This window comes from Streptomyces sp. NPDC045701 (genome assembly GCF_056432045.1).
In genome coordinates this window covers 33,923-59,068 of record NZ_JBWKJV010000035.1, presented here as the reverse complement: position 1 = coordinate 59,068, position 25,146 = coordinate 33,923, and the positions used below count along the sequence as shown (strand labels likewise).

Sequence of the window (25,146 nt, the reverse complement as noted above, 5' to 3'; positions counted from 1 at the left end):
ATCCGGGTCTCGCTGTCGGCGCCTCCGGCGGAGGAGGTCAAGGTCGGCATCCAGATCCTGGAGTCGCTGAACCTGCGTCAGCGCCGGCTGGAGATCGTCTCGTGTCCGTCGTGCGGCCGGGCGCAGGTGGACGTCTACAAGCTGGCGGATCAGGTGAGTGCGGGTCTGGAGGGTATGGAGGTTCCGCTGCGTGTCGCGGTCATGGGCTGTGTGGTGAACGGTCCGGGTGAGGCGCGTGAGGCGGATCTGGGTGTGGCGTCGGGCAACGGCAAGGGTCAGATCTTCGTGAAGGGCGAGGTGATCAAGACGGTGCCGGAGTCGAAGATCGTGGAGACGCTGATCGAGGAGGCGATGAAGATCGCCGAGCAGATGGAGAAGGACGGCGTGATGTCCGGGGAACCCGCCGTCACCGTCAGCTGACCGCAGCCGCCACGCCCCGCCCGGCCCGCGCCCTCCACCCACCACCTGCACCCGGCATCCGGGCCGGGGTGGGGCGGGCCCGCCCGGCCCGCGCCCTTCCCGCCCGTCCCGCGGTCGGCATCCGTGGCCGGGGTGGGGCCGCGCAGGGGCGTCCCCGCAGGGGTTCGCGGCGTTGTGACGGCTCCCTCGCCGGGGCCCAGGGCCGCCCGCCCCGAGCAGACGAGCCCGGAGGGCCCCCGCCTCCCACCCACCGGTGGCACCCGCTGCCAGGGCCCCGTGTCACGGGGCGCCGGGGGACGGGGGACCCGCCCCGCTCCCGTCGTGCCCACCCGTCCCGCCCTGCGGGACGACTGCCCACAACGGCGGGGGCCGCCCGCGCAGCACGGAACCGCCACAGCAGGAGCGCCGCACCGCGGCGGTGTGGCGCGGGCGTCGGGGCGCGCCCGCAACGGCGGCGGAACCGCCCTCCGCGGGCACCGCCCGCGCAGCGGGGAGCCGTCCCGGCCGGAGCGCCCCTCGCCGCAGGCGGGGCGCCGCCCCGGGGGGCGGGGAGGCGGGGGCCGGGTCCTGCCGTTGCCCCCGTGGCGCCGGGTACAGTGCCAGGACCCGTATGGAACGCATGGTGAGGCCCCCTCGTGTTGACGCAGACCACCACCCGGGTCCTCGAGCCCAGCGACCTCGGCGCCGCGCTCGCCGTTCTCGAGAGCGAGCCCGTCGCCAACGCGTTCGTCACCTCCCGCGTGCAGGTCGCGGGGCTCGATCCGTGGCGCCTCGGCGGCGAGATGTGGGGCTGGTACGCGGACGGGCGACTGCGCTCGCTCTGCTACTCCGGCGCCAACCTCGTCCCGATCTGCGCCACGCCGGAAGCCGTCCGCGCCTTCGCCGACCGCGCCCGCCGGGCCGGCCGGCGCTGCTCGTCGATCGTCGGCCCGGCGGAGCCCACCGCCCAGCTGTGGCGGCTCCTCGAACCGAGCTGGGGCCCGGCCCGGGACGTCCGCGCCCGCCAGCCGCTGATGGTCGCCGACCGGCCGTCCCCGGACGTCGAACCGGACCCGCTCGTCCGCCGGATGCGCAAGGACGAGATGGACGTGATCATGCCGGCGTGCGTGGCGATGTTCACCGAGGAGGTCGGCATCTCGCCGATGGCCGGTGACGGCGGTCTGCTCTACCAGGCCCGGGTCGCCGAGCTCGTCGGCACCGGCCGCTCGTTCGCCCGCGTCGAGGACGGCAAGGTCGTCTTCAAGGCGGAGATCGGCGCGGCCACCTCCCAGGCCTGCCAGATCCAGGGCGTCTGGGTCGCCCCCGAGTACCGGGGCCGCGGCCTGTCCGAGACGGGGATGGCCGCCGTGCTGCGCTACGCCCTCGACGACATCGCACCGGTCGTCTCGCTGTACGTCAACGACTACAACCTCCCCGCCAGGGCCGCGTACCGCCGCGTCGGCTTCGAGGAGGTCGGCACCTTCATGAGCGTGCTCTTCTGACCCGCTCGGAGCCACTTGTAAGGTTCGGTCGCATGGATGACGTCGTGATCGGGCCGGTCGACCTCGCCGCACGCGTGGACGCCGCCCTCGCCGTACAGGCCGTCGCCTTCGGGCTGTCCGAGGACGAGGTCGCGGTACGTCGCCACATCGTGCTGCGCCACCTCCGGAGCCCGGGCGCCCGCGCCTACGGCGCGACGACCCCGGCGGGGCGGCTGGTGGGCTTCGTGTACGGGATGCCCAACGACCGCACGCACTGGTGGTCGACGGTCGTCCAGCCGTACCTGGTCCGCGAGGGCAACGCCGCCTGGCTGGACGACTCCTTCGTCATCACCGAGCTCCACGTCCACCCCGATTTCCAGGGCCTGGGTCTCGGGCGCGGGCTGATCACCACCATCACGGACGCCGCCGAGCAGCCACGCTCCATCCTGTCCGCCATCGACGTGGAGAACCCGGCCCGGTTCCTCTACCGCTCCCTCGGGTACACCGACCTGGCCCGCCGGGTCCACTTCCCGAGCGCCGCGAAGCCGTACGCGGTGATGGGCGCGCCGCTGCCGTTGCGGCGCCGGGAGGAGTCCCCGGGGCGGAACTGATTTCCGCCAGCACCCGCCCCGCGGCTAACCTCCTAGCCATCACACTTTTCACCGCAGGAGAGTTCCCCATGGCCCAGGTCCAGCGCATGTCCCGGTTGATGGTCAAGACACTGCGCGACGACCCGGCGGACGCCGAGACGCTCAGCCACAAGCTGCTCGTCCGCGCCGGTTACGTCCGCCGCAACGCCGCGGGCATCTGGTCCTGGCTGCCGCTGGGCAGGAAGGTCCTGGAGAACGTCTCCCGCGTGGTGCGCGAGGAGATGGACGCGATCGGCGCGCAGGAGGTGCTGCTGCCGGCGCTGCTGCCCAAGGAGCCGTACGAGGCGACGGGCCGCTGGGAGGAGTACGGCGCCGAGCTGTTCCGCCTCAAGGACCGCAAGGGCGCCGACTACCTCCTCGGCCCGACCCACGAGGAGATCTTCACTCAGCTGGTCAAGGACCAGTGCACGTCCTACAAGGACCTGCCGGTGATCCTCTACCAGATCCAGACGAAGTACCGCGACGAGGCGCGTCCCCGGTCCGGCATCCTGCGCGGCCGCGAGTTCCAGATGAAGGACTCGTACTCCTTCGACACCACGGACGAGGGCCTGGCCGAGTCGTACGCGCTGCACCGCCAGGCGTACATCAGGATCTTCGACCGTCTCGGCCTGCGGCACAAGATCGTCTCCGCGGTGTCGGGCGCCATGGGCGGCTCGGCCTCCGAGGAGTTCCTGGCCCCGGCCGCCGCGGGCGAGGACACCTTCGTCTACTGCCCGAACTGTGACTACGCCGCCAACACGGAGGCCGTCACGTTCAAGCAGCAGCCGGAGGACCCGACCGGGCACGGCCCGGTCGAGGAGCTGGACACCCCGGACACGCCGACCATCGAGACGCTGGCGGCGCACCTGGGCGTGCCGGCCTCCCACACGCTGAAGAACCTGCTGGTCAAGGTGGACGGCGAGATCGTCGCCGTCGGTGTGCCCGGCGACCGCGAGGTGGACCTCGGCAAGCTGGAGGACCACCTGGCCCCGGCCACCGTCGAGCTGGTCACCGCCGAGGACTTCGAGGGCCGCGACGACCTCGTGCGCGGTTACGTCGGCCCGCAGGGCCTCGACAAGGTCCGGTACATCGCCGACCCGCGCGTCTCGCCCGGCACGGCCTGGATCACCGGCGCCAACAAGCCCGGCACGCACGCGAAGAACGTCGTCGCCGGCCGTGACTTCGAGGTCGAGCAGTACCTGGACGTCGTGGTGGTGGAGGAGGGCGACCCCTGCCCGAACTGCGGCTCCGACCTCAAGATCGACCGCGCCATCGAGATCGGCCACATCTTCCAGCTCGGCCGCAAGTACGCCGACGCCTTCCAGCTCGACGTCCTGGGCCAGAACGGCAAGCCGGTCCGCGTCACGATGGGCTCGTACGGCATCGGCGTCTCCCGCGCGGTCGCGGCCCTGGCCGAGCAGCACGCCGACGAGCAGGGCCTGTGCTGGCCCCGCGAGATCGCCCCGGCCGACGTCCACGTCGTCGCGGCCGGCAAGGCGCTCCAGACCGAGCTGGCGCTGGACGTGTCGGAGAAGCTGAAGGTGGCCGGCCTGCGGGTGCTGGTCGACGACCGGGCCGGGGTGTCGCCGGGTGTGAAGTTCACGGACGCCGAGCTCATCGGCGTACCGAAGATCCTCGTCGCCGGCCGCCGCTCGGCCGAGGGCGTCCTGGAGCTCAAGGACCGCCGCACCGGTGAGCGCGAGGAGCTGACGGTCGACGAGGCGATCGCCCGCCTCAGCGCCTGACACCCCCAGTGCCGAAGCGCCTCCGCGCGCCCGTGCGGGCGCGTCCGGGCGCTGCGCGCGCTCAGATGCAGCCCGCCGTACCGGCGTCGTCGTCCCGCACCACCTGGGGCGCCGGCGCCGGTTCGGGTACCGCGTCCAGCGGCTCGTGCAGGTGCGGGTCGTGGACGTGCAGGGAGGCGGGGTGCGGGGTGGCGGCGGGCCGGGGGTCCGCCGGGGGCTGGTTCTGGCCGGCCCGCTCCAGGAAGCGCAGCAGCTCCACCGGGAACGGCAGCACCAGCGTGGAGTTCTTCTCGGCGGCGACCGCGACGATGGTCTGGAGCAGCCGCAGCTGGAGCGCGGAGGGGGTCTCCGACATCACGCCCGCCGCCTCGGCCAGCTTCTTCGACGCCTGGAGTTCGGCGTCCGCGTTGATGACCCGGGCCCGCCGCTCACGGTCGGCCTCGGCCTGGCGGGCCATCGATCGCTTCATCGTCTCCGGCAGCGAGACGTCCTTGATCTCGACCCGGTCGATGGTCACACCCCACTCGACGGCCGGGTTGTCGATCATCAGCTCCAGCCCCTGGTTGAGCTTCTCCCGGTTGGAGAGCAGGTCGTCCAGGTCGCTCTTGCCGATGATCGAGCGCAGGGACGTCTGGGCGATCTGCGAGACCGCGAACCGGTAGTCCTCGACCCGGATGATCGCCGCCGCCGCGTCGACGACCTTGAAGTAGATCACCGCGTCGACCCTGACCGTGACGTTGTCGCGGGTGATGCCGTCCTGGGCGGGCACCGGCATGGTCACGATCTGCATGTTGACCTTGTGCAGGCGGTCGATGAACGGGACCACCATGGTGAACCCGGGGCCCCGGACGCCGCTGCGGAGCCGCCCGAAGCGCAGCACCACGCCCTTCTCGTACTGCTTCACGACCCGGGCGGCGGCCGCCACGTACACCACGGCGGCCGAACCCGTGGCCGCCACCGCTGCCAGCACTTCCACGACCATGACGGCCCTCCCGTCCGAGCGGGGTGGTACGGGTGCTTTATGCCAATATCGCACCTATGGGGCCATTCGGGGAGTTCTAGAGCCAGCCGGCGAACTCCAGCAGCAGCTCCCCGTCCTGCCGCCGCCCCACCGCCAGGGCCCGCGTCCCCGACTCCACGGCCCGGAACAGCGTCCAGCCGCGCAGCCGCTCGCGGTCCACGTCCAGGGAGTCGGCCAGCTTGTTCACCCGGCGGCGCCCCGACGTGGGGCCGGAGGCCGCCGCCACGAGGTCCTCGACCCGGTCGCGGACCAGCCGCGCCAGGTCGTACGCCCGCTCGCCCACGAGGGGCTCCGGGCCGACCGCCAGCCAGGGCGCCCGGTCACCGGCGAGCACCTTGCCCTGCCGGAAGTTCCCGTGCAGCAGCAGCTCCTCGGTGGCGTCCGCCACCAGCGCGTCCCGGGCCTCCAGGGCGGCGGACACCAGCGCGGCCGCCTCGGCGTCCTTCACCGCCCGCATCGCCTCCGCCTGCCGCGCGGTCCGCCCGGCGACCGACTCGAAGCCGTGGGCCTCCGGCGGAGCCACCCACAGCCGCCGTACGATGCCGGCCGCCTCCAGCAGCGCCTTCGCCTCGGGCAGGGACCGCAGGCTCACCTCCGTGTGCAGCCGCTCCAGCAGCAACCCAGCCCCCGCCGCGTCCGTGCCTCCGCCCGCCCCGGCCGCCTCCGCGCCCGCCGCGTCCAGCAGCTGCACCGTCCCCCAGCCGTTCCAGTGGGCCAGCGCCGCCCGCTCCAGGTCCGGCGCGGCGAACGGCGGCGCTACCTTCAGCGCGCCCGCCGTGCCGTCCGGCAGGCGCACCAGGGCGACGAGGCTGCTGCGGCCGCCCGGGGCGACCACCCGTTCGACGTCCAGGTGCCGCGCGCCGACCGCCCGCCGGGCGAGCTCCGGAAGCCGGGCGAGCCAGTCGGCCGCGGCCGCGTCCCCGTACGTCTCGCCGAGGGCCCGCACCAGTCGCTGCGGCGGTTCAAAACCCATGCGTGCGTCGTTCCCTCTCGAAGCCGGGGCTCTCGGTCCTTGTGCTCGCGTTCGGTCCTTCGCGCGCGTTCCCCCGCGCGCCACCGCCGCGGGCGGGTGCCGCCGTCGGTCCTGCGGCTCCGCTCAGCCGCCCGGTCGCTCGGCGAGCCCAGGAAAGGCTACGCCGCTGCCCCGCCAGCGCACGGCCCGGACCGCCGCCTCCCGCAGCGCGCTCGCCGCCTCGCGGCGCAACTGCCCCTCGGCGGCCCGTACGAGGTCGGAGTAGACGCCCGCCACCCGGTCCTCCAGTTCCGAGGCCAGCCGGACGGCCGCCGCCGCGTCCGGCACCGGGAACGGCAGCGCGTACGCGGCGGCGGACGCGGCGGGCCTGCCGCCAAGGTCCCGCACGGCGCGCGCCAGCGCGTCCCGCCGGGCCCGGTGCGCGGCGTACGCGGCGGTCGCCTCCGCGGCCCGTGCGTCGCCGATCCGGCCGCCGACGACCCCGTACCCGTACACGGCCGCGTGCTCGGCGGCCAGCGCCGCCTGGGCGGCCTCCAGGGCGGCCTCGCTCATGACGGGGTCCCTTCACTGGTCAGCAGGTACCCGTGCGCGGCGGCCGCGGCGGCGACGGACGCCAGCAGCCGGGCGTACTCGGGCGGGGCGGTGAGCAGGGCGGCGGCGTGCGCGTCGGCGGTCCGGCGCGCGGCGGCGGCCAGCTCGGCGAGCGCGACACGGGGATCGGCGGGCACGGTGCCCACGGGAGCCGCCGGAGCACCCGATGCCGCCGGGGCCGTCGAGGTGCCCGGGGCAGCCGCCCGTGCCGGGGCGTCCGGCGCGGTGGGTGCGCCCGGGGTGGCCGCGCCGCTCGGGGCGGGGGAGGCGCCCGGGGGCGCGAGGGCGGCGACGTGGGCCGCCACCGCCGCGCGCAACGGGGTCAGCCGGGCGGCCAGCGTGGGGTGCACGGAGAGGACCTCGTCGTACCGGGCCAGCAGCGTCGCACTCGTCGCGGCCGACCGGCGCCGCAGCGCCGCCTCCGTCCGCGCGGCCTCCTCGGCCGTCGGGGTGGACGCCGAGCCGCCCGGGCCGTCCGCCGTGCACGCGCCGAGCACGCCGGCCGCCGCCACCGCGCCGGTCGCGATGAGCGCGCGTCTGCGTGTCGTTCCCGTACGCCTCACGCGTCACTCCCTCAACAGCCGGACCAGCGGTCCCGAAGATCACCGCAGGCGAGCGTACCTGCGGCTCGTCACGAGGTGGACGGCAACACCCCTCGCGACCGGATACCCTTTGATCTGACACGCGACGATCCCACAACAGCACACGCGGCCGAGGAGTCACCCGGATGAGCACCACCCAGAGCGAAAGGCTGCGCGGGCTGCTGGAACCGCTGGTCAGCGCGCAGGACCTGGACCTCGAGGAGATCGAGGTGTCCCGGGCGGGCCGGCGGCGGATGCTGAGGATCATCGTCGACTCGGACGAGGGCGTGGAACTCGACGCCTGCGCCGAGCTGAGCCGCGCCATCTCCGACAAGCTCGACGAGACGGACGCGATGGGCGACGAGGAGTACGTCCTCGAAGTCGGCTCACCGGGCGCGGACCGCCCGCTGACCGAGCACCGCCACTACGTACGCGCCACCGGCCGCCTGGTGAAGCTCCAGCTGCGCGAGGAGGGCGAGCTGGTGGCCCGCATCCTCTCCGTGGACGACGAGGGCCTCGATCTCGAGGTGCCGGGCGTGAAGGGGCGCAAGCCCACCGCCCGGCGTGTCGCGTTCCCGGACATCGTGAAGGCGCGCGTGGAGATCGAGTTCAACCGCAAGGACAAGAAGGAAGAGGAGGCGTAGCCGTGGACATCGACGTGAAGCTCCTGAGGGGCTTGGCACAGGAGAAGGAGATTGCCTTCGACCTGTTGGTCGAGGCCATCGAGTCGGCCCTCCTCATCGCCTACCACCGCACCGAGGGAGCCCGCCGTCACGCCCGTGTCGTGCTGGACCGGCAGACCGGTCATGTGACGGTGTGGGCGAAGGAGGACCCGGCCGACCTGGAGGAGGGGCAGGAGCCCAAGGAGTTCGACGACACGCCGTCGGACTTCGGCCGGATCGCGGCGAGCACCGCCCGTCAGGTCATCCAGCAGCGTCTGCGGGACGCCGAGAACGACGTCACCTTCGGCGAGTACGCCCGCCGTGAGGGCGACATCGTCGCCGGCATGGTGCAGCAGGGCAAGGACCCCAAGAACGTCCTGGTGCGGCTGGACGACAAGCTGGAAGCCATCCTGCCGGTGCAGGAGCAGGTGCCCGGCGAGGAGTACACGCACGGGCTGCGCCTGCGCACGTACGTCGTCCGCGTGGCCAAGGGGGTGCGCGGTCCGTCGGTGACCCTCTCGCGCACGCACCCCAACCTGGTGAAGAAGCTGTTCGCGCTGGAGGTCCCGGAGATCGCGGACGGGTCCGTCGAGATCGCGGCGATCGCCCGTGAGGCCGGTCACCGCACCAAGATCGCGGTCCGGTCCACCCGTTCGGGTCTGAACGCCAAGGGTGCCTGCATCGGCCCGATGGGCAGCCGGGTGCGCAACGTGATGGCCGAACTGCTCGGTGAGAAGATCGACATCGTGGACTGGTCGGACGACCCGGCCGAGATGGTGGCGAACGCGCTGTCCCCGGCCCGGGTCTCCAAGGTCGAGGTCGTCGACCTCGGCGCCAGGTCCGCCCGGGTGACCGTGCCGGACTACCAGCTGTCGCTGGCGATCGGCAAGGAGGGGCAGAACGCCCGTCTGGCCGCCCGTCTGACCGGCTGGCGCATCGACATCCGTCCGGACACCGAGCAGCAGCAGCCCGGAGCGGACCAGGACTGACGTGTGTTCCCCGGCCCGCCCGGGGAATAGAAACCACCGTCGTCACGTTGTGCGGTGGCGAGATCACGACAACAACCGTTCGATTTTTGCCCCAAAGGGGTGAGGTCGGTGCGGGGAGGTAGACTTAGCCGTGTCTGGCCGGACGCACGCCCGATCCTGCCCTGAGCGAACCTGTGTGGGATGCCGGGAGCGAGCGGCCAAGCGCGATCTGCTGCGCATCGTGTTGATCAAGGGCGAGTGCGCCCCCGATCCACGCGGTACGCTGCCCGGCCGGGGTGCTTATGTGCATCCCGCCTCGGTCTGTCTCGACCTGGCGGTCCGCCGCCGGGCGTTCTCCAGGGCCCTCAGGGTCCAGGGGCCGCTCGACGCCGCGGACGTCCGCCGGTACGTCGAGCGGTCGGCACCGTAAGAAGAAGCACGGCACGGAAACACCGTGCGGTCAGGTACCTCGCGAGTTGGAAGTAGGTCGAGATTGCGATGAGCACTCGATGAGTACGCGATGAGTACGCCCATGAAGTAGCGACGGTCCGGCGGTAACCCGGACCTAAAAGGAGCGATGTGGCTAAGGTCCGGGTATACGAACTCGCCAAGGAGTTCGGTGTGGAGAGCAAGGTCGTCATGGCCAAGCTCCAGGAACTCGGTGAATTCGTCCGTTCGGCGTCTTCGACCATCGAAGCGCCGGTTGTACGCAAGCTGACCGACGCGCTGCAGGGGCCCGGCGGCAACGCCGGCAAGTCCGCAGCGAAGCCCGGCGCGCCCCGCAAGGCCGCGCCTGCCAAGCCCGCCGCCCCCGCGCCCTCCCCGGCGCAGGCGGCACGTCCCGCCGCCCCGAAGCCCGGCGCTCCCGCGCCGAGGCCCGCGGCGGCCGAGAAGCCCGCGGTGGCGGAGAAGCCGGCCACGCCGGCCTCCGGCCCGCGTCCCGGCCCGAAGCCCGCGGCGGCGCCCAAGCCGGCGCCCGCCTCGCCGGCTCCGGCGAACCCGGAGTTCACCGCGCCCCCGTCGGCCCCGGCCGCCGGTCCCCGGCCCGGTGCCACCCCCGGTCCCCGTCCCGCCGGCCGCCCGCAGGGCGAGCGCGGTCAGGGCGGCGAGCGCGGCGGCCGCCCCGGTGGCGCCGCGCGTCCCGGTGGCGAGCGTCAGGCCCCCCGTCCGGGTGCCCCGCGTCCCGCGGGTCCGCGTCCGGGCAACAACCCGTTCACCTCTGGTGGCTCCACCGGCATGGCGCGCCCGCAGGCGCCCCGTCCGGGCGGTGCCCCGCGTCCCGGTGGCCCCGGTGCCCCGGGCGGTCCGCGTCCGCAGGGCGCCGGTCAGGGCGGTCCCCGTCCGCAGGCCGGCCCCGGTGGTCCCCGCCCGACTCCGGGTGGCATGCCGCGTCCCCAGGCTCCGCGCCCGGGTGGCGGCCCCGCCGGTAACCGCCCGAACCCGGGCATGATGCCGCAGCGTCCGGCTGCCGGTCCCCGCCCCGGCGGTGGCCCCGGCGGCGGTGGCCGCGGTCCCGGTGGTGGCGCGGGCCGTCCCGGTGGCGCCGGTCGTCCCGGCGGCGGTTTCGCCGGTCGCCCGGCCGGCCCCGGTGGCGGTGGCGGCGGCTTCGCCGGCCGTCCCGGCGGCGGCGGTGGCGGCGGTCGTCCCGGTGGTCCCGGTGGCGGTGGCGGCGGCTTCGGCGGCCGTCCCGGCTTCGGTGGCCGTCCCGGCGGTCCCGGTGGCCGTGGTGGCACGCAGGGCGCCTTCGGCCGTCCCGGCGGCCCGGCGCGTCGTGGCCGCAAGTCGAAGCGGCAGAGGCGCCAGGAGTACGAGGCCATGCAGGCCCCGTCGGTCGGCGGCGTGATGCTGCCCCGCGGCAACGGCGAGACCGTTCGCCTGTCGCGTGGTGCGTCCCTCACCGACTTCGCGGAGAAGATCAACGCCAACCCGGCGTCGCTCGTCGCGGTCATGATGAACCTCGGCGAGATGGTCACCGCCACGCAGTCCGTCTCCGACGAGACGCTGCAGCTGCTCGGCGACGAGATGAACTACCAGGTTCAGATCGTCAGCCCCGAGGAGGAGGACCGCGAGCTGCTCGAGTCCTTCGACCTCGAGTGGGGCGAGGACGAGGGCGGCGAGGAGTACCTCGTGTCCCGTCCGCCGGTCGTGACCGTCATGGGTCACGTCGACCACGGCAAGACCCGACTGCTGGACGCGATCCGCAAGACGAACGTCGTCGCGGGCGAGGCCGGCGGCATCACGCAGCACATCGGTGCGTACCAGGTCGCCACCGAGGTCAACGGCGAGGACCGCAAGATCACCTTCATCGACACCCCGGGTCACGAGGCGTTCACCGCCATGCGTGCCCGTGGTGCGAAGTCCACCGACATCGCGATCCTCGTGGTCGCGGCCAATGACGGTGTGATGCCCCAGACGATCGAGGCGCTGAACCACGCCAAGGCGGCCGACGTGCCGATCGTGGTCGCGGTCAACAAGATCGACGTCGAGGGTGCCGACCCGGTCAAGGTGCGCGGTCAGCTGACCGAGTACGGCCTGGTGGCCGAGGAGTACGGCGGCGACACCATGTTCGTCGACATCTCCGCCAAGCAGGGTCTGCACATCGACTCGCTGCTGGAGGCCGTGATCCTCACGGCCGACGCCTCGCTCGACCTGCGGGCCAACCCGGAGCAGGACGCGCAGGGCATCGCCATCGAGGCCCACCTGGACAAGGGCCGCGGCGCCGTCGCGACCGTCCTGGTCCAGCGAGGCACGCTGCGGGTCGGCGACACGATGGTCGCGGGCGACGCCTACGGCCGGGTCCGCGCCATGCTCGACGACAAGGGCGAGAACGTGGAAGAGGCGGGTCCCTCGACCCCGGTCCTCGTCCTCGGTCTCACCAACGTCCCGGGCGCCGGCGACAACTTCCTGGTGGTCGACGAGGACCGTACGGCCCGTCAGATCGCCGAGAAGCGTGCCGCCCGTGAGCGCAACGCCGCGTTCGCCAAGCGCGTGCGCCGCGTCTCCCTCGAGGACCTGGACAAGGTGCTCAAGGCCGGCGAGATCCAGCAGCTCAACCTCATCATCAAGGGTGACGCTTCCGGTTCCGTCGAGGCGCTCGAATCGTCGCTGCTCCAGCTGGACGTCGGCGAAGAGGTCGACATCCGGGTCCTGCACCGCGGTGTCGGTGCGGTCACGGAGTCGGACATCGACCTGGCGATGGGCTCCGACGCCATCGTCATCGGCTTCAACGTCCGCGCGGCCGGCCGTGCCGCGCAGATGGCGGAGCGCGAAGGCGTCGACGTCCGGTACTACTCGGTGATCTACCAGGCCATCGAGGAGATCGAGGCGGCCCTCAAGGGCATGCTCAAGCCGGAGTACGAAGAGGTCGAGCTCGGTACGGCGGAGATCCGCGAGGTCTTCCGCTCGTCCAAGCTGGGCAACATCGCCGGTGTCCTCATCCGCTCCGGCGAGGTGCGACGCAACACCAAGGCGCGCCTCATCCGCGACGGCAAGGTCATCGCGGAGAACCTCAACATCGAGGGTCTGCGTCGCTTCAAGGACGACGTCACCGAGATCCGCGAGGGCTTCGAGGGTGGTATCAACCTCGGAAACTTCAACGACATCAAGGTCGACGACGTCATCGCGACGTACGAGATGCGCGAGAAGCCGCGCGGCTGATCCCAGCCGCGGCAGCCGGGGCCGGTCGGCGGAAGTATTTCCGTCGATCGGCCCCGGCCGTTCCGTGTACGGTTCTTGGTGTCCCTGCCAAGCGGTTGGCGGGGCACTGAACCCGAACCGGCGGGACATCCGGGCACACATGTATGTGGGGACTCTGTCCTTCGACCTGCTCCTCGGCGACGTACGGTCGCTGAAGGAGAAGCGCTCCGTCGTCCGCCCGATCATCGCGGAGCTGCAACGCAAGTTCGCGGTGAGCGTGGCGGAGACCGGCTCCCAGAACCTCCACCGCAGGGCCCAGATCGGCCTCGCGGTGGTGTCCGGGGACGTCGGACACCTGACGGACGTGCTGGACCGGTGCGAACGCATGGTCGCGGGCCGGCCCGAGGTGGAGCTGCTGTCGGTACGACGGCGCATGCACACCGATGAAGACTGAACGTGCCGCACTGCGGTACGACGAACGTAGGACGAAAGAGGAGAAGGACCGGTGGCCGACAACGCGCGGGCCCGCAAGCTGGCCGATCGCATCCAGGTCGTGGTCGCGGAGACCCTGGACCGGCGTATCAAGGATCCGCGACTGGGTTTCGTGACCATCACGGACGCCCGTGTCACCGGTGACCTGCGGGAGGCCACGGTCTTCTACACGGTCTACGGCGACGAGGAGGAGCGGGCGGCGTCCGCGGCGGCGCTGGAGTCCGCCAAGGGCGTCCTGCGCTCCGAGGTGGGCCGGCAGACCGGTGTCCGCTTCACGCCGAGCCTGACCTTCGTCCCGGACGCCCTGCCGGACAACGCCCGCACCATCGAGGACCTCCTCCACAAGGCGCGGGCCAAGGACGAGGAGGTGCGTGAGGTGTCGACCGGCAAGACGTACGCCGGCGAGGCCGACCCGTACCGCAAGCCGGAGGACGAGGACGAGGACGACGCCTCCGCATGACACAGCACACCAAGACTCCCGACGGCCTGGTCATCGTCGACAAGCCGTCGGGCTTCACCTCGCACGACGTCGTCGCCAAGATGCGCGGGATCGCCAGGACCCGCCGCGTCGGACACGCGGGGACGCTCGACCCGATGGCGACCGGCGTGCTGGTCCTCGGCGTCGAGAAGGCCACCAAGCTCCTCGGTCACCTCGCGCTGACCGAGAAGGAGTACCTGGGCACCGTCCGGCTCGGGCAGGACACCGTCACCGACGACGCGGAGGGCGAGATCACCTCGTCCACCGACGCCTCCGGGGTCACCCGTGAAGCCGTCGACGGCGAGGTCGCCAAGCTGACCGGCGCCATCATGCAGGTGCCGTCCAAGGTCAGCGCCATCAAGATCGACGGCAAACGGTCGTACGCGCGCGTGCGGGGCGGCGAGGAGTTCGACATCCCGGCCCGCCCGGTGACCGTGTCGTCCTTCCAGGTGTACGACATGCGCGACGCCGTCGCGGAGGACGGCACGCCCGTCGTGGACCTGGTCGTCTCGGTGGTCTGCTCCTCCGGCACGTACATCCGCGCCCTCGCCCGCGACCTGGGCGCCGGGCTCGGCGTCGGCGGCCACCTGACGGCCCTGCGGCGCACCCGCGTCGGCCCGTACAAACTGGACGCGGCCCGCACCCTGGACCAGCTCCAGGAGGACATCGCCGTCATGCCGATCGCCGACGCCGCGGCCGCCGCGTTCCCCCGCTGGGACGTGGACGAGCGGCGGACGAAGCTGCTGCTGAACGGCGTACGGCTGGACATGCCGGCGTACGACAGCGCCCCGGTGGCCGTCTTCGGCCCGGAGGGCCGGTTCCTGGCGCTGGTGGAGGAGAAGAACGGCAAGGCGAAGAGCCTCGCGGTCTTCGGCTGACCCGCCCGGCCCGCCCCGTGAGGGCGCAACGGCCCACCGTGGAGCGGGCTGCGGGCGTCCCGGCGCCGGCGGCCCGCTCCACGATCCCCCTCTCCGACGGTCTATCCGTCCGACGGTCCGAATTCACCCGGTTGGCCAGGCGCTCGGAGTGAACGGCGGGAGCACTCGGGGGCGCTTTCCCATCAGCTCCTTCTCCCGGTGATCAACACCGCCCTACCGTCGGACCATGGAACGCGGGAAACGGGCGACGCTGGTGCGGATCTGTGATCCGGCGGGCCGGACCCGCGGGGTCGGCTTCGTCGCCGACGACGAGGGCACGGTCCTGACCAGCCACGAAGCGGTGGACGGACTCGTACGGGTCGTGGTGCGCGCACCCGGCGCGGAGGACGGGCGCGCCTGGGTCGCGGAGGGCGACGCCATCACCCCGCTGCCCGGGGCCGACCTGGCACTCGTGCGCACCGAGGGGCTGGGAGTGGCCCCGCTGCCCGTCGCGGCCCGGCAGCGCGTCGAGGCCGGGACGTACGTACGGATCGCCGCGCGCGGCTGGCGCGAGGCGCGGGTGCTCGGCACCGCCCGGGTCACCTACACCGCCTCCGACCGGTTCCACCCGCTCGGTGACGTGCTGGAGCTCGCCATCGGGACGGAGGGCCGCGAGGCGCTCCGGCTGGGCGGCGAGGCCGCGGGCGGCCCTGTCCTCGACGCCTCGACCGGCGCCGTGCTGGGCGTGCTCGGTACCGCCCTGCACGCCGGGCACCGGGCGGCCGGGCTCGCCGTGCCGCTCGCGCGGATCGCCGCCGCGGCGCCCGACGGCCCGCTGGCCGCCCTGCTGCGGCGCAACGCCGCCACCGTCCCCGCGTACGGCGACGACCTCAACCTCGCCGGCGCGCTCCACCTCGCCGCCACGACCGTCGCCCCCGGCGGCCCCGGCACGGGGACCGGCGCGGTGGAGGAACGGCGTGCCGTCGCCCGGGAGCTCGACGCGTTCACCGCCTCGGACGCCGCGGTGTTCGCCCTCGTCGGCGACCCGGGCAGCGGCCGGACCACCGAACTGCGCGCCCTCGCCGCCCGCCGCGCGCGCGGCGGCGCGCCCGCCCCCACACTCTGGCTGCGCGGCGCCGACCTGCACGCGGACGACACCTCCCTGGCCGACGCCGCCGCGCGGGCACTGCGGCAGGCCGCCCGCGTCGTGGCCTGCTCGGGCGAGCCCGGCGACCCGGCCGCCGCCACGCCCGCGCGGGTGGCCCGGCTCGCCCGTGACCTCGGACGGCCCCTGCTGGTCGTCCTGGACGCCCCCGAGGAGATGCCGCCCGTCCTCGTCCACCGGCTCACCGCCTGGACCGCCGAAACCGTGGGCTGGCTCCGCGCCCAAGGCGCCCGGCTCGTCGTCGCCTGCCGGCCCGAGTACTGGGAACAGGCGGGCGCTCTCCACCCCGCCGGGACGCTCCACCGGCCCGTGCGGCCCGCGTGGCGGCTGCCGGACGCCCTGCGCGTCGGGGACCTGTCCGGAGACGAGGCGGCACGGGCGCGCGTACGGTACGGGCTGCCCGATGACGCCCTCGCGGTGGACGACGCCCGGCACCCCCTGGCCCTGCGGCTCCTCGCCGAGGTGCGGGACGCCGTCCCCGGGGACGTGGCGGGGCGGCCCGGCCGGCGCGAGGTCCTCGCCGCCCACCTCGACCTGATGTGCCTGCGCGTCGCCGGCCGGATCGCCGCCGCGTCCCGGCCCGCCCCGCGCGGCACCGCGGTACGGCGGCTCGCCGCCCGGGTGGCGGGGCGCGTCCACGAGGCGGCACGGCGCTGCCTGGGCCCCGGGCAGGGGCAACTGGACCGGGAGGCGTTCGAGGAGCTGTTCCCCTGGTCCACCGGCTGGGCCGCCGCCGTCCTGACGGAGGGCCTGCTCGTCCCGGCGGGCGCCGGCTACCGGTTCGCCCACGAGGAGGTCGGCGACTGGATCCAGGGCGCACACCTGGACCTGGACGCGGCGCTCGACGCGCTGGTTCTCGGAGGCACCCCGGCGGACCTGCCCGTACCCCGCCACCGGATCGGCCCGGTCATCCAGGCGCTGCTGCTCATGGACCGCGCCCGGGGACCGGCCGCCCTGGCCCGGCGACTGGAGGCCCTGGCCGACGCGCTGGACCGGCCCGCCGGCGCGGAAGCCGCCTGGTGGGGAGCCCGGCTGCTCGGCGAGACCCTGCTCCGGGTGCCGGACGTACGGTCCTACCTGGGCGTGCTGCGGCTGCTCGCGGAACGCCTCGCCGCCGCCCCGGACACTGCCGGGTCGTCCGACGAGTTCGGCCCCTGGTTCTGGGAGCGGCTCCGGATCGGCGAGGACGACCGCGTCGACCTGCTGCGGCGCCTCGTCCCCGCCGACGGCGCTCCCGGCACCGGGGACGCGCCGCGCTTCCTGGACGCCGTCGCCGTACGACTGACGGCCGACCCCCGGGGCGTGCAGCCCCTGCTGTGCCGCTGGTTCACCGACGAGCGGCCGCTGCCCGCCCGGCCCGGCGCCTTGACGCGGCCCACCGTCGCCGGCGCCGCGCAGGCCCTGCTGCACGCCCACCGCGACCTGGCCGTCGACGACCTGTGCGAGGCGCTCGTCACCACCGCGCACCCGTGCGCCGACGAGCTGCTCGCCGCCCTCGCCGAGGACGAGCCGGCCGCGCTGTGCCGGGCCGTCGACCGGTGGGCGCACGACGACACCCGGCCCGGCCGGCGCACGGCCGCCGCCGTGTACGGCCGGCTGCTCGCCGCCCGGGTCACCGCCGACGCCGACCGCGAACACCTGCGGTACGCCGCCCTCGCGCTCCTCGCCCGCCCCGACGGCCGGGCGCTGCGCGGAGCGGCGCTCGGCATCCTCGTACGCGACCCGCACAGCAGGCCCCGGTACCTCCGCGAGGCCCTGGCCGCCTTCCGCGCCGGCGACCCCGGGGTGCCGCCGGGCGCGGTGGCCGAGGCCCTGCGCACCCACCCCGAGCCGGTCGTCGCCGCGCTGCGGGCCCGGCTCCTCGACGGCGGCCCGGACGCCGGCGCCGTACTGGCGGAGCTCGCCCGGGTCCGCACGCCCGCGCTCGCCCGCCGCGCCGCCGAGCTGGTCCGCGCCTACGTCCACCGCCACCCCGGTGGCGCCGCCCACGCCGCCGCGTACGTCGACCGGCGCCTGGAGCAGGGCCCGGCCGCCCGTGCCGTGCTCTTCCCGCTGGTCGGCGAACTGCTGCGGGGCAGCCCCGCGGAGGTCCGCAGCGCCCTGGCCCCCGTCCTCGCGGCACCGGGCACGCGCGCGTCCCGCCCGCTGCGGGAGGAACTCCTCGACGTGCTCCTGGAGCACGGGCGGCACGAGCGCCGCGACCTCGCCGTGCTCGACGCCCTGCTGCGGGCCGCCGCCCTGGGGGCCGGCCGGCGGCCCGGGGCACGCACCCGTGAGCTGGTCCACCGCGCCGGACTGCTGTTCGTCCGCACCCCGGAGGGCGCCACCTGCTTCGACCGGCGCCTCGTGGAGCTCGCCCGGGAGGTGCCGGGTTTCGCGGACCTGGTCGCCGGGTGGCTGCGGCTGGCACCGGCGGACTGGGCGTTCGTCGTCGGCCCCAGCACCCGGCGGACCGTCGAGAACCTGGCCGCCGGGCCGGGCGCCGAGTCCGCCGTCGAGCCGGCGGGGGAGCCGGTCCTGGAGCCGGTCCTGGAGTCGACAGTGGAGGTGGCCGCGGAGCCGGCGGTGGAGTCGACCGTGGAGTGGGACGGGGAGCCGGCCGCGGAGCTGTGCGCCGAGCGGGGCGGCACCCGGCCCGGTCCGGTCCATCCGATGCCGATGCGGGCCGGAAGCCGTGGGCATGGCAGTCTTAGACCTGCGTAATCGGTCAATGACGTACACGGGTTCGGGCGAGGAGCGGTCACAGTGCAGCGCTGGCGTGGCTTGGAGGACATCCCCCAGGACTGGGGGCGCAGCGTCGTCACCATCGGCTCCTACGACGGGGTGCACCGCGGGCACCAGCTGATCATCGGCCGGGCGGTGGAGCGGGCGCGCGAACTCGGCGTCCCGTCGGTCGTCGTCACCTTCGACCCGCACCCCTCCGAGGTCGTCCGGCCGGGCAGCCACCCGCCGCTGCTCGCCCCGCACCACCGGCGCGCCGAGCTGATGGCCGAGCTGGGCGTCGACGCGGTGCTCGTGCTGCCGTTCACCGCCGAGTTCTCGCAACTGTCGCCGGCCGACTTCATCGTGAAGGTCCTCGTCGACAAGCTGCACGCGCGCGCCGTCATCGAGGGCCCGAACTTCCGCTTCGGCCACAAGGCGGCCGGGAACGTGCGGTTCCTGCGGGAGACGGGCGCGACGTACGACTACGAGGTCGAGGTCGTCGACCTGTACGTGCGCGGCGAGGCCGGCGGCGGCGAGCCGTTCTCCTCCACCCTGACACGGCGCCTGGTCGCCGAGGGGGACGTCGAGGGCGCCGCCGAGATCCTGGGGCGCCCGCACCGCGTCGAGGGTGTCGTCGTGCGCGGCGCCCAGCGCGGCCGTGAGCTCGGCTACCCGACGGCGAACGTCGAGACCCTGCCGCACACGGCCATCCCGGCGGACGGCGTCTACGCCGGCTGGCTCACGGCGGCGGGGGAGCGGATGCCGGCCGCGATCTCCGTCGGCACCAACCCGCAGTTCGACGGCACGGAGCGGACGGTCGAGGCGTACGCGATCGACCGGATCGGCCTCGACCTTTACGGGCTGCACGTGGCGGTCGACTTCCTGGCGTACGTACGGGGCCAGGAGAAGTTCGCCTCCATCGAAGCGCTGCTGGAGGCGATCGGCGCGGACGTGCAGCGCTGCCGCGAGCTCACCTCCGGCCGGTAGGCGCGCTCGGGGCGGCGCCCTGGACCCGGTGCCTGCCCCGCGCCGGCCGCCCGCGCCCGATGCCGGTGCGGGCACCCGTCAGGTGCGGTTCGCCCAGTGGCACGCCGCCGCCCGGCCGCGCCCGTCCAGCACCGGGAGCGGGACCGTGCGGCAGGCGTCCGCCAGGCCGGCGCGGTCCGCCTCCCCGGAGGCCAGGACCTGGCACCGCGCGTGGAAGCGGCACCCCGCCGGGATGCGGGAGGGGTCCGGGGGCTCGCCCGCGAGGACCACCGGCTCCGCACCGGATTCCGGCAGCACCGAGAGCAGCGCCCGCGTGTAGGGGTGGCGCGGCGCCGAGAGGACCTCCTCCACCGTGCCCGTCTCGACGATGCGGCCCAGGTACATCACCGCCACCCGGTCGGCGATGTTCCACGCCAGGCCCAGGTCGTGCGTGACCACCAGCGCGGAGAGGCCCAGCTCGTCGCGGAGGCGCAGCAGGAGGGCGAGGATCTCGCCGCGTACCGACGCGTCCAGGGACGCCACCGGCTCGTCCGCGACGATGAGTTCCGGTTCGAGGACCAGCGCCCCGGCGATCACCACGCGCTGGCGCTGGCCGCCCGACAGCTCGTGCGGGTAGCGCAGGAAGAACCGCTCCGGGGGGCGCAGCCCGGCGCGGGAGAGGGCGGAGGCGACGGCGGCGCGCTCGTCACCGGCGTACCGGTGGATGCGCAGGCCCTCGGCGACCGCGTCGTACACCGTGTGCCGGGGGTTGAGCGAGCCGCTCGGGTCCTGGAGCACCAGCTGCACGCGCCGCCGGTAGGCCTTCAGGTCGCGTGAGGTGTACGAGAGGGGCGACCCGGCGAAGCCGACCGACCCGGACGTGGGGCGGACCAGGCCCAGCAGCGACCGTGCCAGGGTCGTCTTGCCGCAGCCCGACTCGCCGACGAGCGCGACGATCTCGCCGGCGTCGATCTCCAGGTGGACCCCGTCCACGGCGCGGGCGGAGGGGCCGCCGCGTCGGCCCGGGAAGACGACGTGCAGGCCGGAGGCGGTGAGCAGGGGGTTCATGCGGGGCTCCAGGTCGTCAGGACGCAGGCCGCGCGGTGCCCCGGTGCCGCCGGGGCGAGGGGCGGGTCGTGGGTCGCGCACGTGTCCAGCGCGACCGGGCAGCGCGGGTGGAACGTACAGCCCGACGGCAGCGCGGCCGGGTCGGGCGGGTCGCCGGGCAGGCCGCGCGGGGCGAGCCGGGTCGCCGGGTCGCCGATGCGCGGGAAGGCGGCGGACAGCGCCCGGCCGTAAGGGTGGCGGGCCGCGTCGTACACGTTCCGCGCCGGGCCCTCCTCGACGACCCGTCCCGCGTACATCACCGCCAGCCGGTCGCAGGTGTCGGCCAGGACCGCCAGGTCGTGGCTGATCATGACGAGGGCGATGTCCTGCTCGGTGACCAGGCGATCCAGCAGCCGCAGCACCTGCGCCTGGATCATCACGTCGAGCGCGGTGGTCGGCTCGTCGGCCACGATCAGCCGCGGGTCGCACGCCAGCGCCATGGCGATCATCACGCGCTGCCGCTGCCCGCCGGACAGCTCGTGGGGGTAGGCGGAGGCCCGGGCGGCCGGCAGCCCCACCTGTTCCAGCAGGGTGCCGACCCGTTCGCGGGCCGCGCCCGGGGTGGCCCGGCGGTGGACGAGCAGCGGTTCGGCGATCTGGTCGCCGATCCGGTGCACGGCGTTGAGCGAGTGCATCGCGCCCTGGAAGACGATCGACGCGCCCGCCCACCGTACGGCCCGCAGCCGCCCCCACTTCATGGTCAGGACGTCCTCGCCGTCCAGCAGGATCTCGCCGTCCAGCCGGGCGGAGGGTGGCAGCAGCCGCAGCAGCGCGAGCGCCAGCGTGGATTTGCCGCATCCCGACTCGCCCGCGATGCCCAGCTTCCGACCCGCCGCGACGGTCAGGTCGACACCGCGTACGGCGGCGGTGCCGGTTCCGTAGGTGACGCGCAGGTCCCTTATCGTGAGGAGACTCAACGGCCCGCTCCCAGCTTGGGGTTGAGTACCGACTCGATCGCCCGCCCGCACAGCGTGAACGCGAGGGCGACGACCGCGATGGCGATCCCGGGCGGCGTCAGGTACCACCAGTGCCCGGACGAGACCGCACCCGCCTCCCGCGCGTCCTGGAGCATGCCGCCCCAGGAGACGACCGTCGGGTCGCCCAGGCCGAGGAAGGCCAGCGTCGCCTCGGTGAGGATCGCGGTGGAGATGCACAGCGTGGTCTGCGACAGCACCAGCGGCATGACGTTGGGCAGCACGTGGCGGCTCATGACGTGCCCGTGGCCGCCGCCGAGCGCCGTGGCGCGTTCGATGTACGGGCGGGACTCCACCGCGATCGTCTGGGCGCGGACCAGGCGGGCGGTGGTGGGCCAGCTGGTGATACCGATGGCGAGGATCACCGTCCACACGCTCCGCGACATCACCGTGGCCAGCACGATCGCCAGCACCAGCGACGGCATCACCAGGAACCAGTCGGTGACCCGCATGGCGAGAGTGGCGAACCAGCCGCCGTAGTGCCCGGCGAGGATGCCGATCAGGGTGCCGATGGCGACGGACAGCGCCGCCGCGAGCAGCCCCACCACGAGCGAGACACGGGCACCCCACAGCAGCAGCCCGAGCAGTGACCGTCCGAACTGGTCGGTACCCAGCGGGAATTCACCGCTCGGCGCCTCCAGCGCCGCACCGGGCGCGTCGGTCACGCTCAGCACGTCACCGCCGACGAGCAGCGGAGCCGCGAGCGCGACGAGCGCGATCAGGGCGAGGGCGCCGAGCCCGTACGTCCCGGCCCGCTGCCGCCGGTACTGGCGCCAGAAGCGTGCCACCGACGCGCGTCGCCTGGTCCACGTCAGGGAAGTCATCGGCCCACCCGGGGGTCGAGCATCGGGTACAGCAGGTCGGCGAGGAGGTTCATCAGGATCATCGCGCCAGCGAAAACCACGAACAGGCCCTGCACGAGCGGCAGATCGGGTACGGACAGCGCCTGGTAGAACAGCCCGCCGAGGCCCGGCCACGAGAACACCGTCTCGACGAGGATCGACCCGGCGGCCACGTGCCCCAGGTTGATGAAGACCATGGTGACGGTCGGCAGCAGCGCGTTGGGTACGGCGTGCCTGCGACGCACCAGGTCGTCACGGAGGCCCTTCGCCCGCGCGGTCGTCAGGTAGTCGCCGCCCATCTCGTCGAGCAGCGAGGCGCGCATCACCAGCAGCGTCTGCGCGTACCCGACGGCGACCAGCGTGAGGACGGGCAGCACCATGTGGTGGGCGACATCCAGGACGTACGCGACGCCCGTCTCGTCCCCCGACTCCATGCCGCCGGTCGGGAACAGGCCGGGGACCGGGCCGACGCCCACCGAGAAGACGATGATGAGCAGCAGTCCCAGCCAGAACGACGGCACCGACCACAGGGTGAGGGCGACACCCGTGTTCAGCCTGTCGCCGAGGCCGCCGTGGCGCCACGCGGAACGGGTGCCGAGCCACAGACCGATCGTCGAGTAGAGGACGACGGCGACACCGGTGAGGAGGAGGGTCGCGGGCACCTTGTCCGCGATCAGCTCACCGACCGGGGCGCGGAACTGGTACGACATGCCGAGGTCGCCGGTCAGTGCCTTGGCGCAGTAGTCCGTGAACTGCTGCCACAGCGGCAGGTCGAGCCCGAACTGCCGCCGCAACGTGGCCATCTGTTCGGCGGACGTCGGTACGCCGTGCGTCATGGCCTTGACCGGGTCGCCGGGGAGGATGCGGAAGAGGAAGAAGCTGGTGACGAGCACGGCGAGGAGGGAGACGGCCGCGCCGCCCAGCTTGCCCGCCAGGTAGCGCGGATAGGCGCTCGTCGTCGTGTCCGGGCGCCGCGCCACGTCGGCGGGCGAACTGACCGTCGTCATCGGCTACTCGCGGTCGTCCGCGGTGGAGCGGCGGCGCACCGCGGCCCAGACGCCCACCGCGAGGATGACCGCCGCGACCGGGCCGAGCACCAGCCACACGCCCGTGGCGGAGCCGGCGTCCTCGTCACCGCTCGCCGCGGCCGGCTGTGCCGACCACCAGCTCCAGTAGCCGTCCTGGCCGTAGATGTTGCCGCCGCCGGAGGGCATCGTCGTGATGGACTTGATGTGGTCCGTGCGGTAGGCCTCGACCGCGTTGGGGTACGCCATGACGTTCATGTATCCCGTGTCGTACAGCCGCGACTGCAACTGCTTGACCAGCTTGGCCCGTTCGGCGGTGTCGTACTCGACCGCCTGCTTGGCGTACAGCTCGTCGTACCGCTTGTCGCAGATGAAGTTGTCGGTGGCCCCGGTGTCCTTGGGGGTGGCGGGGAGCGCGGCGCAGGTGTGGATGGAGAGAACGAAGTCGGGGTCGGGGTTGACCGACCAGCCGTCGAAGGCGAGGTCGTAGTCGCCCTTCTCCCAGGGGTCGGAGACGTTGTCGAGGCAGTCGACCTTCAGTCCTATGCCGAGCTCGCCCCACCACTCCTGGAGGTACTTGCCGACCGCCTTGTCGTTGGGGTCGGTGGCGTGGCACAGGATCCGGAAGTCCAGCGGCCTGCCGTCCCTGCCGACGCGCTTGCCGCTGCCGTTCTTGCGGTATCCGGCCCGGTCGAGGAGCTGTTCCGCCTTGGCGGGGTCGTGGCCGATCCTCTGGGCGGCCGTCGGTTTCCAGAAGTACGTGCCGAAGCGCGGCGGGATGTAGCCCTCACCCTCCACGGCGTGGCCCTGGAAGACCCTGTCCACGATCGTCCTGCGGTCGACGGCGTGGAACAGCGCCTTGCGGACCGCGGGGTCGAGCAGCGCGGGGTGGCCGCTGCCGAACTTCCTGCCGTCCTTCGCGCGTGCGCCTGGGTTGGTCGCGAGGGCGAAGAACCGGCGCCCGGGCGCGTCGTTCACCTTGATGTCCCCGGCCGACTTCAGGGCGGCGGCCTGGGCGGGCGTGAGGTTCGCCACGAAGGACACCTCGCCCTTGCGCAGGGCGGCGACCGCCGCGTCACCGTCCTTGTAGTAGCGCAGCACCAGCTCGTCGAACTTGGGCGCCCCGCGCCAGAACGTCTTGTTCGGCTTGAGCTTCACGTACTGGTCGACCTTGTAGTCGGTGACGACGAACGGGCCGTTGCCGACGATCGGGAACTGCTTGTCGTTGTTGAACTTCGAGAAGTCGCCGACCTTCTCCCAGATGTGTTTGGGCACGATCGGGACGTCGAGCGCCGTCATGGTGGCCTGTGGTTTCTTGAGCCTGATGACCAGTGTCCGCGGGTCGGGCGCGGTGACCTTCGCGAAGTTGGCGGTGAAGCTGCCGTTGGCGGTCGCGGCGTTCTCGTCCGTCATCATCCTGGTGAAGGTCCAGGCGGCGTCCTCGGCGGTGGCCCGCTTGCCGTCCGACCAGGTGGAGTCGGAGCGGATCGTGTACGTCCACGTCAGCTTGTCCGGCGACGACTTCCACGCGGTGGCGAGACCGGGGATGACGTGCGCGTCCTTGGCGTCGTAGTTGGTCAGGTACTCGTAGGTGAGCCGGTGGATGCTGGTGGAGACCAGCCGCTGGGCGAGGAAGGGGCTCAGGGAGTCCACGCTCTGCGAGACGGCGACCGTGAGGACGGTCCTGCCGTCGCCCTCGTCCGCCTCGCCGGCCGCCCGTGCCGCGGGGCCGAGGGCGAGTGGGGTGACGGCGACGGCTGAGGCGAGGAGCAGACGGAGGGAGCGGTGTGGAGCCGTGGTGACCATGAGGTTGACCTCGCGTCGATCTTGGGGCGCCAGCTGGTGAAGCGA

Annotated in this window: 21 protein-coding genes and 1 pseudogene; 13 read left to right on the top strand and 9 right to left on the bottom strand. The window is 73.6% G+C overall.

From position 1 onward, the window contains the following. From AC07DW_RS26965 to AC07DW_RS26950, 4 genes and pseudogenes are all read left to right on the top strand, one after another. Positions 1-420 (top strand): annotated as a pseudogene (locus tag AC07DW_RS26965) (flavodoxin-dependent (E)-4-hydroxy-3-methylbut-2-enyl-diphosphate synthase); the annotation flags it as partial. A gap of 635 nt (positions 421-1,055) precedes the next feature. Next, a complete protein-coding gene (locus AC07DW_RS26960) occupies positions 1,056-1,901 on the top strand; it encodes a GNAT family N-acetyltransferase (RefSeq protein ID WP_478860282.1) in 846 nt (281 codons plus the stop codon). A gap of 32 nt (positions 1,902-1,933) precedes the next feature. Continuing rightward, positions 1,934-2,491 (top strand): GNAT family N-acetyltransferase, encoded by a 558-nt coding sequence (locus tag AC07DW_RS26955; RefSeq protein WP_478860281.1) that lies wholly within the window; start codon positions 1,934-1,936, stop codon positions 2,489-2,491. A gap of 68 nt (positions 2,492-2,559) precedes the next feature. Next, positions 2,560-4,254, top strand: a complete 1,695-nt coding sequence (locus AC07DW_RS26950; protein WP_478860280.1) for a proline--tRNA ligase — start codon at positions 2,560-2,562, stop codon at positions 4,252-4,254. Positions 4,255-4,315: 61 nt separating this feature from the next. Here the strand turns inward: AC07DW_RS26950 and AC07DW_RS26945 are convergent, their stop codons facing one another. The 4 genes from AC07DW_RS26945 to AC07DW_RS26930 all read right to left on the bottom strand — a co-directional run bounded on the left by AC07DW_RS26945 (position 4,316) and on the right by AC07DW_RS26930 (position 7,402). Continuing rightward, entirely contained in the window at positions 4,316-5,236 is a 921-nt protein-coding gene (locus AC07DW_RS26945) for a slipin family protein (RefSeq protein ID WP_478860279.1), read from the bottom strand. Between the two features lie 76 nt (positions 5,237-5,312). Then, positions 5,313-6,248, bottom strand: coding sequence for an aminoglycoside phosphotransferase family protein (locus AC07DW_RS26940; RefSeq protein WP_478860278.1), 936 nt, complete (start codon positions 6,246-6,248; stop codon positions 5,313-5,315). 123 nt (positions 6,249-6,371) lie between these two features. Further along, complete coding sequence (locus AC07DW_RS26935; protein ID WP_478860277.1) at positions 6,372-6,800, bottom strand: ferritin-like domain-containing protein; 429 nt, start codon at positions 6,798-6,800, stop codon at positions 6,372-6,374. After that, positions 6,797-7,402 (bottom strand): hypothetical protein, encoded by a 606-nt coding sequence (locus AC07DW_RS26930; protein ID WP_478860276.1) that lies wholly within the window; start codon positions 7,400-7,402, stop codon positions 6,797-6,799. Before AC07DW_RS26930 ends, AC07DW_RS26935 begins: the two co-directional genes overlap by 4 nt. Positions 7,403-7,566: 164 nt before the next feature. Here AC07DW_RS26930 and rimP point away from each other — a divergent pair, with 164 nt between their 5' ends. The 9 genes from rimP (at position 7,567) to AC07DW_RS26885 (ending at position 19,368) form a co-directional block, all read left to right on the top strand. Further along, a complete protein-coding gene (gene rimP, locus AC07DW_RS26925; protein ID WP_478860275.1) occupies positions 7,567-8,064 on the top strand; it encodes a ribosome maturation factor RimP in 498 nt (165 codons plus the stop codon). A 2-nt stretch (positions 8,065-8,066) separates the two neighbouring features. Further along, positions 8,067-9,071 (top strand): transcription termination factor NusA, encoded by a 1,005-nt coding sequence (nusA, locus tag AC07DW_RS26920; RefSeq protein ID WP_478860274.1) that lies wholly within the window; start codon positions 8,067-8,069, stop codon positions 9,069-9,071. 130 nt (positions 9,072-9,201) lie between these two features. Then, positions 9,202-9,480 (top strand): YlxR family protein, encoded by a 279-nt coding sequence (locus AC07DW_RS26915; protein ID WP_478860273.1) that lies wholly within the window; start codon positions 9,202-9,204, stop codon positions 9,478-9,480. A 149-nt stretch (positions 9,481-9,629) separates the two neighbouring features. After that, the gene (infB, locus tag AC07DW_RS26910) at positions 9,630-12,707 is read left to right on the top strand and encodes a translation initiation factor IF-2 (RefSeq protein ID WP_478860272.1); all 3,078 of its coding nucleotides are present in this window, start codon (positions 9,630-9,632) and stop codon (positions 12,705-12,707) included. A 139-nt stretch (positions 12,708-12,846) separates the two neighbouring features. After that, positions 12,847-13,140, top strand: coding sequence for a DUF503 domain-containing protein (locus AC07DW_RS26905; RefSeq protein ID WP_344366664.1), 294 nt, complete (start codon positions 12,847-12,849; stop codon positions 13,138-13,140). Positions 13,141-13,191: 51 nt separating this feature from the next. Beyond that, positions 13,192-13,638, top strand: a complete 447-nt coding sequence (rbfA, locus tag AC07DW_RS26900) for a 30S ribosome-binding factor RbfA (RefSeq protein WP_344366662.1) — start codon at positions 13,192-13,194, stop codon at positions 13,636-13,638. Next, positions 13,635-14,534, top strand: a complete 900-nt coding sequence (gene truB, locus AC07DW_RS26895) for a tRNA pseudouridine(55) synthase TruB (RefSeq protein ID WP_478860271.1) — start codon at positions 13,635-13,637, stop codon at positions 14,532-14,534. Before rbfA ends, truB begins: the two co-directional genes overlap by 4 nt. Positions 14,535-14,760: 226 nt before the next feature. Further along, a complete protein-coding gene (locus AC07DW_RS26890; protein WP_478860270.1) occupies positions 14,761-18,381 on the top strand; it encodes a trypsin-like peptidase domain-containing protein in 3,621 nt (1,206 codons plus the stop codon). Positions 18,382-18,423: 42 nt separating this feature from the next. Beyond that, a complete protein-coding gene (locus AC07DW_RS26885) occupies positions 18,424-19,368 on the top strand; it encodes a bifunctional riboflavin kinase/FAD synthetase (protein ID WP_478860269.1) in 945 nt (314 codons plus the stop codon). A gap of 78 nt (positions 19,369-19,446) precedes the next feature. Here the strand turns inward: AC07DW_RS26885 and AC07DW_RS26880 are convergent, their stop codons facing one another. The 5 genes from AC07DW_RS26880 to AC07DW_RS26860 are packed head-to-tail and all read right to left on the bottom strand — an operon-like array spanning position 19,447 to position 25,101. Then, positions 19,447-20,415: an ABC transporter ATP-binding protein gene (locus AC07DW_RS26880; RefSeq protein ID WP_478860268.1), complete on the bottom strand. Its 969-nt coding sequence runs from the start codon at positions 20,413-20,415 to the stop codon at positions 19,447-19,449. Beyond that, the gene (locus tag AC07DW_RS26875) at positions 20,412-21,371 is read right to left on the bottom strand and encodes an ABC transporter ATP-binding protein (RefSeq protein WP_478860267.1); all 960 of its coding nucleotides are present in this window, start codon (positions 21,369-21,371) and stop codon (positions 20,412-20,414) included. Before AC07DW_RS26875 ends, AC07DW_RS26880 begins: the two co-directional genes overlap by 4 nt. Further along, a complete protein-coding gene (locus AC07DW_RS26870) occupies positions 21,368-22,252 on the bottom strand; it encodes an ABC transporter permease (protein ID WP_478860266.1) in 885 nt (294 codons plus the stop codon). The genes AC07DW_RS26875 and AC07DW_RS26870 overlap by 4 nt, the downstream gene beginning before the upstream one ends. Next, positions 22,249-23,277 (bottom strand): ABC transporter permease, encoded by a 1,029-nt coding sequence (locus tag AC07DW_RS26865; protein ID WP_478860265.1) that lies wholly within the window; start codon positions 23,275-23,277, stop codon positions 22,249-22,251. Before AC07DW_RS26865 ends, AC07DW_RS26870 begins: the two co-directional genes overlap by 4 nt. Positions 23,278-23,280: 3 nt before the next feature. Continuing rightward, positions 23,281-25,101, bottom strand: a complete 1,821-nt coding sequence (locus AC07DW_RS26860; protein WP_478860264.1) for an ABC transporter substrate-binding protein — start codon at positions 25,099-25,101, stop codon at positions 23,281-23,283. Positions 25,102-25,146: the final 45 nt, after the last annotated feature.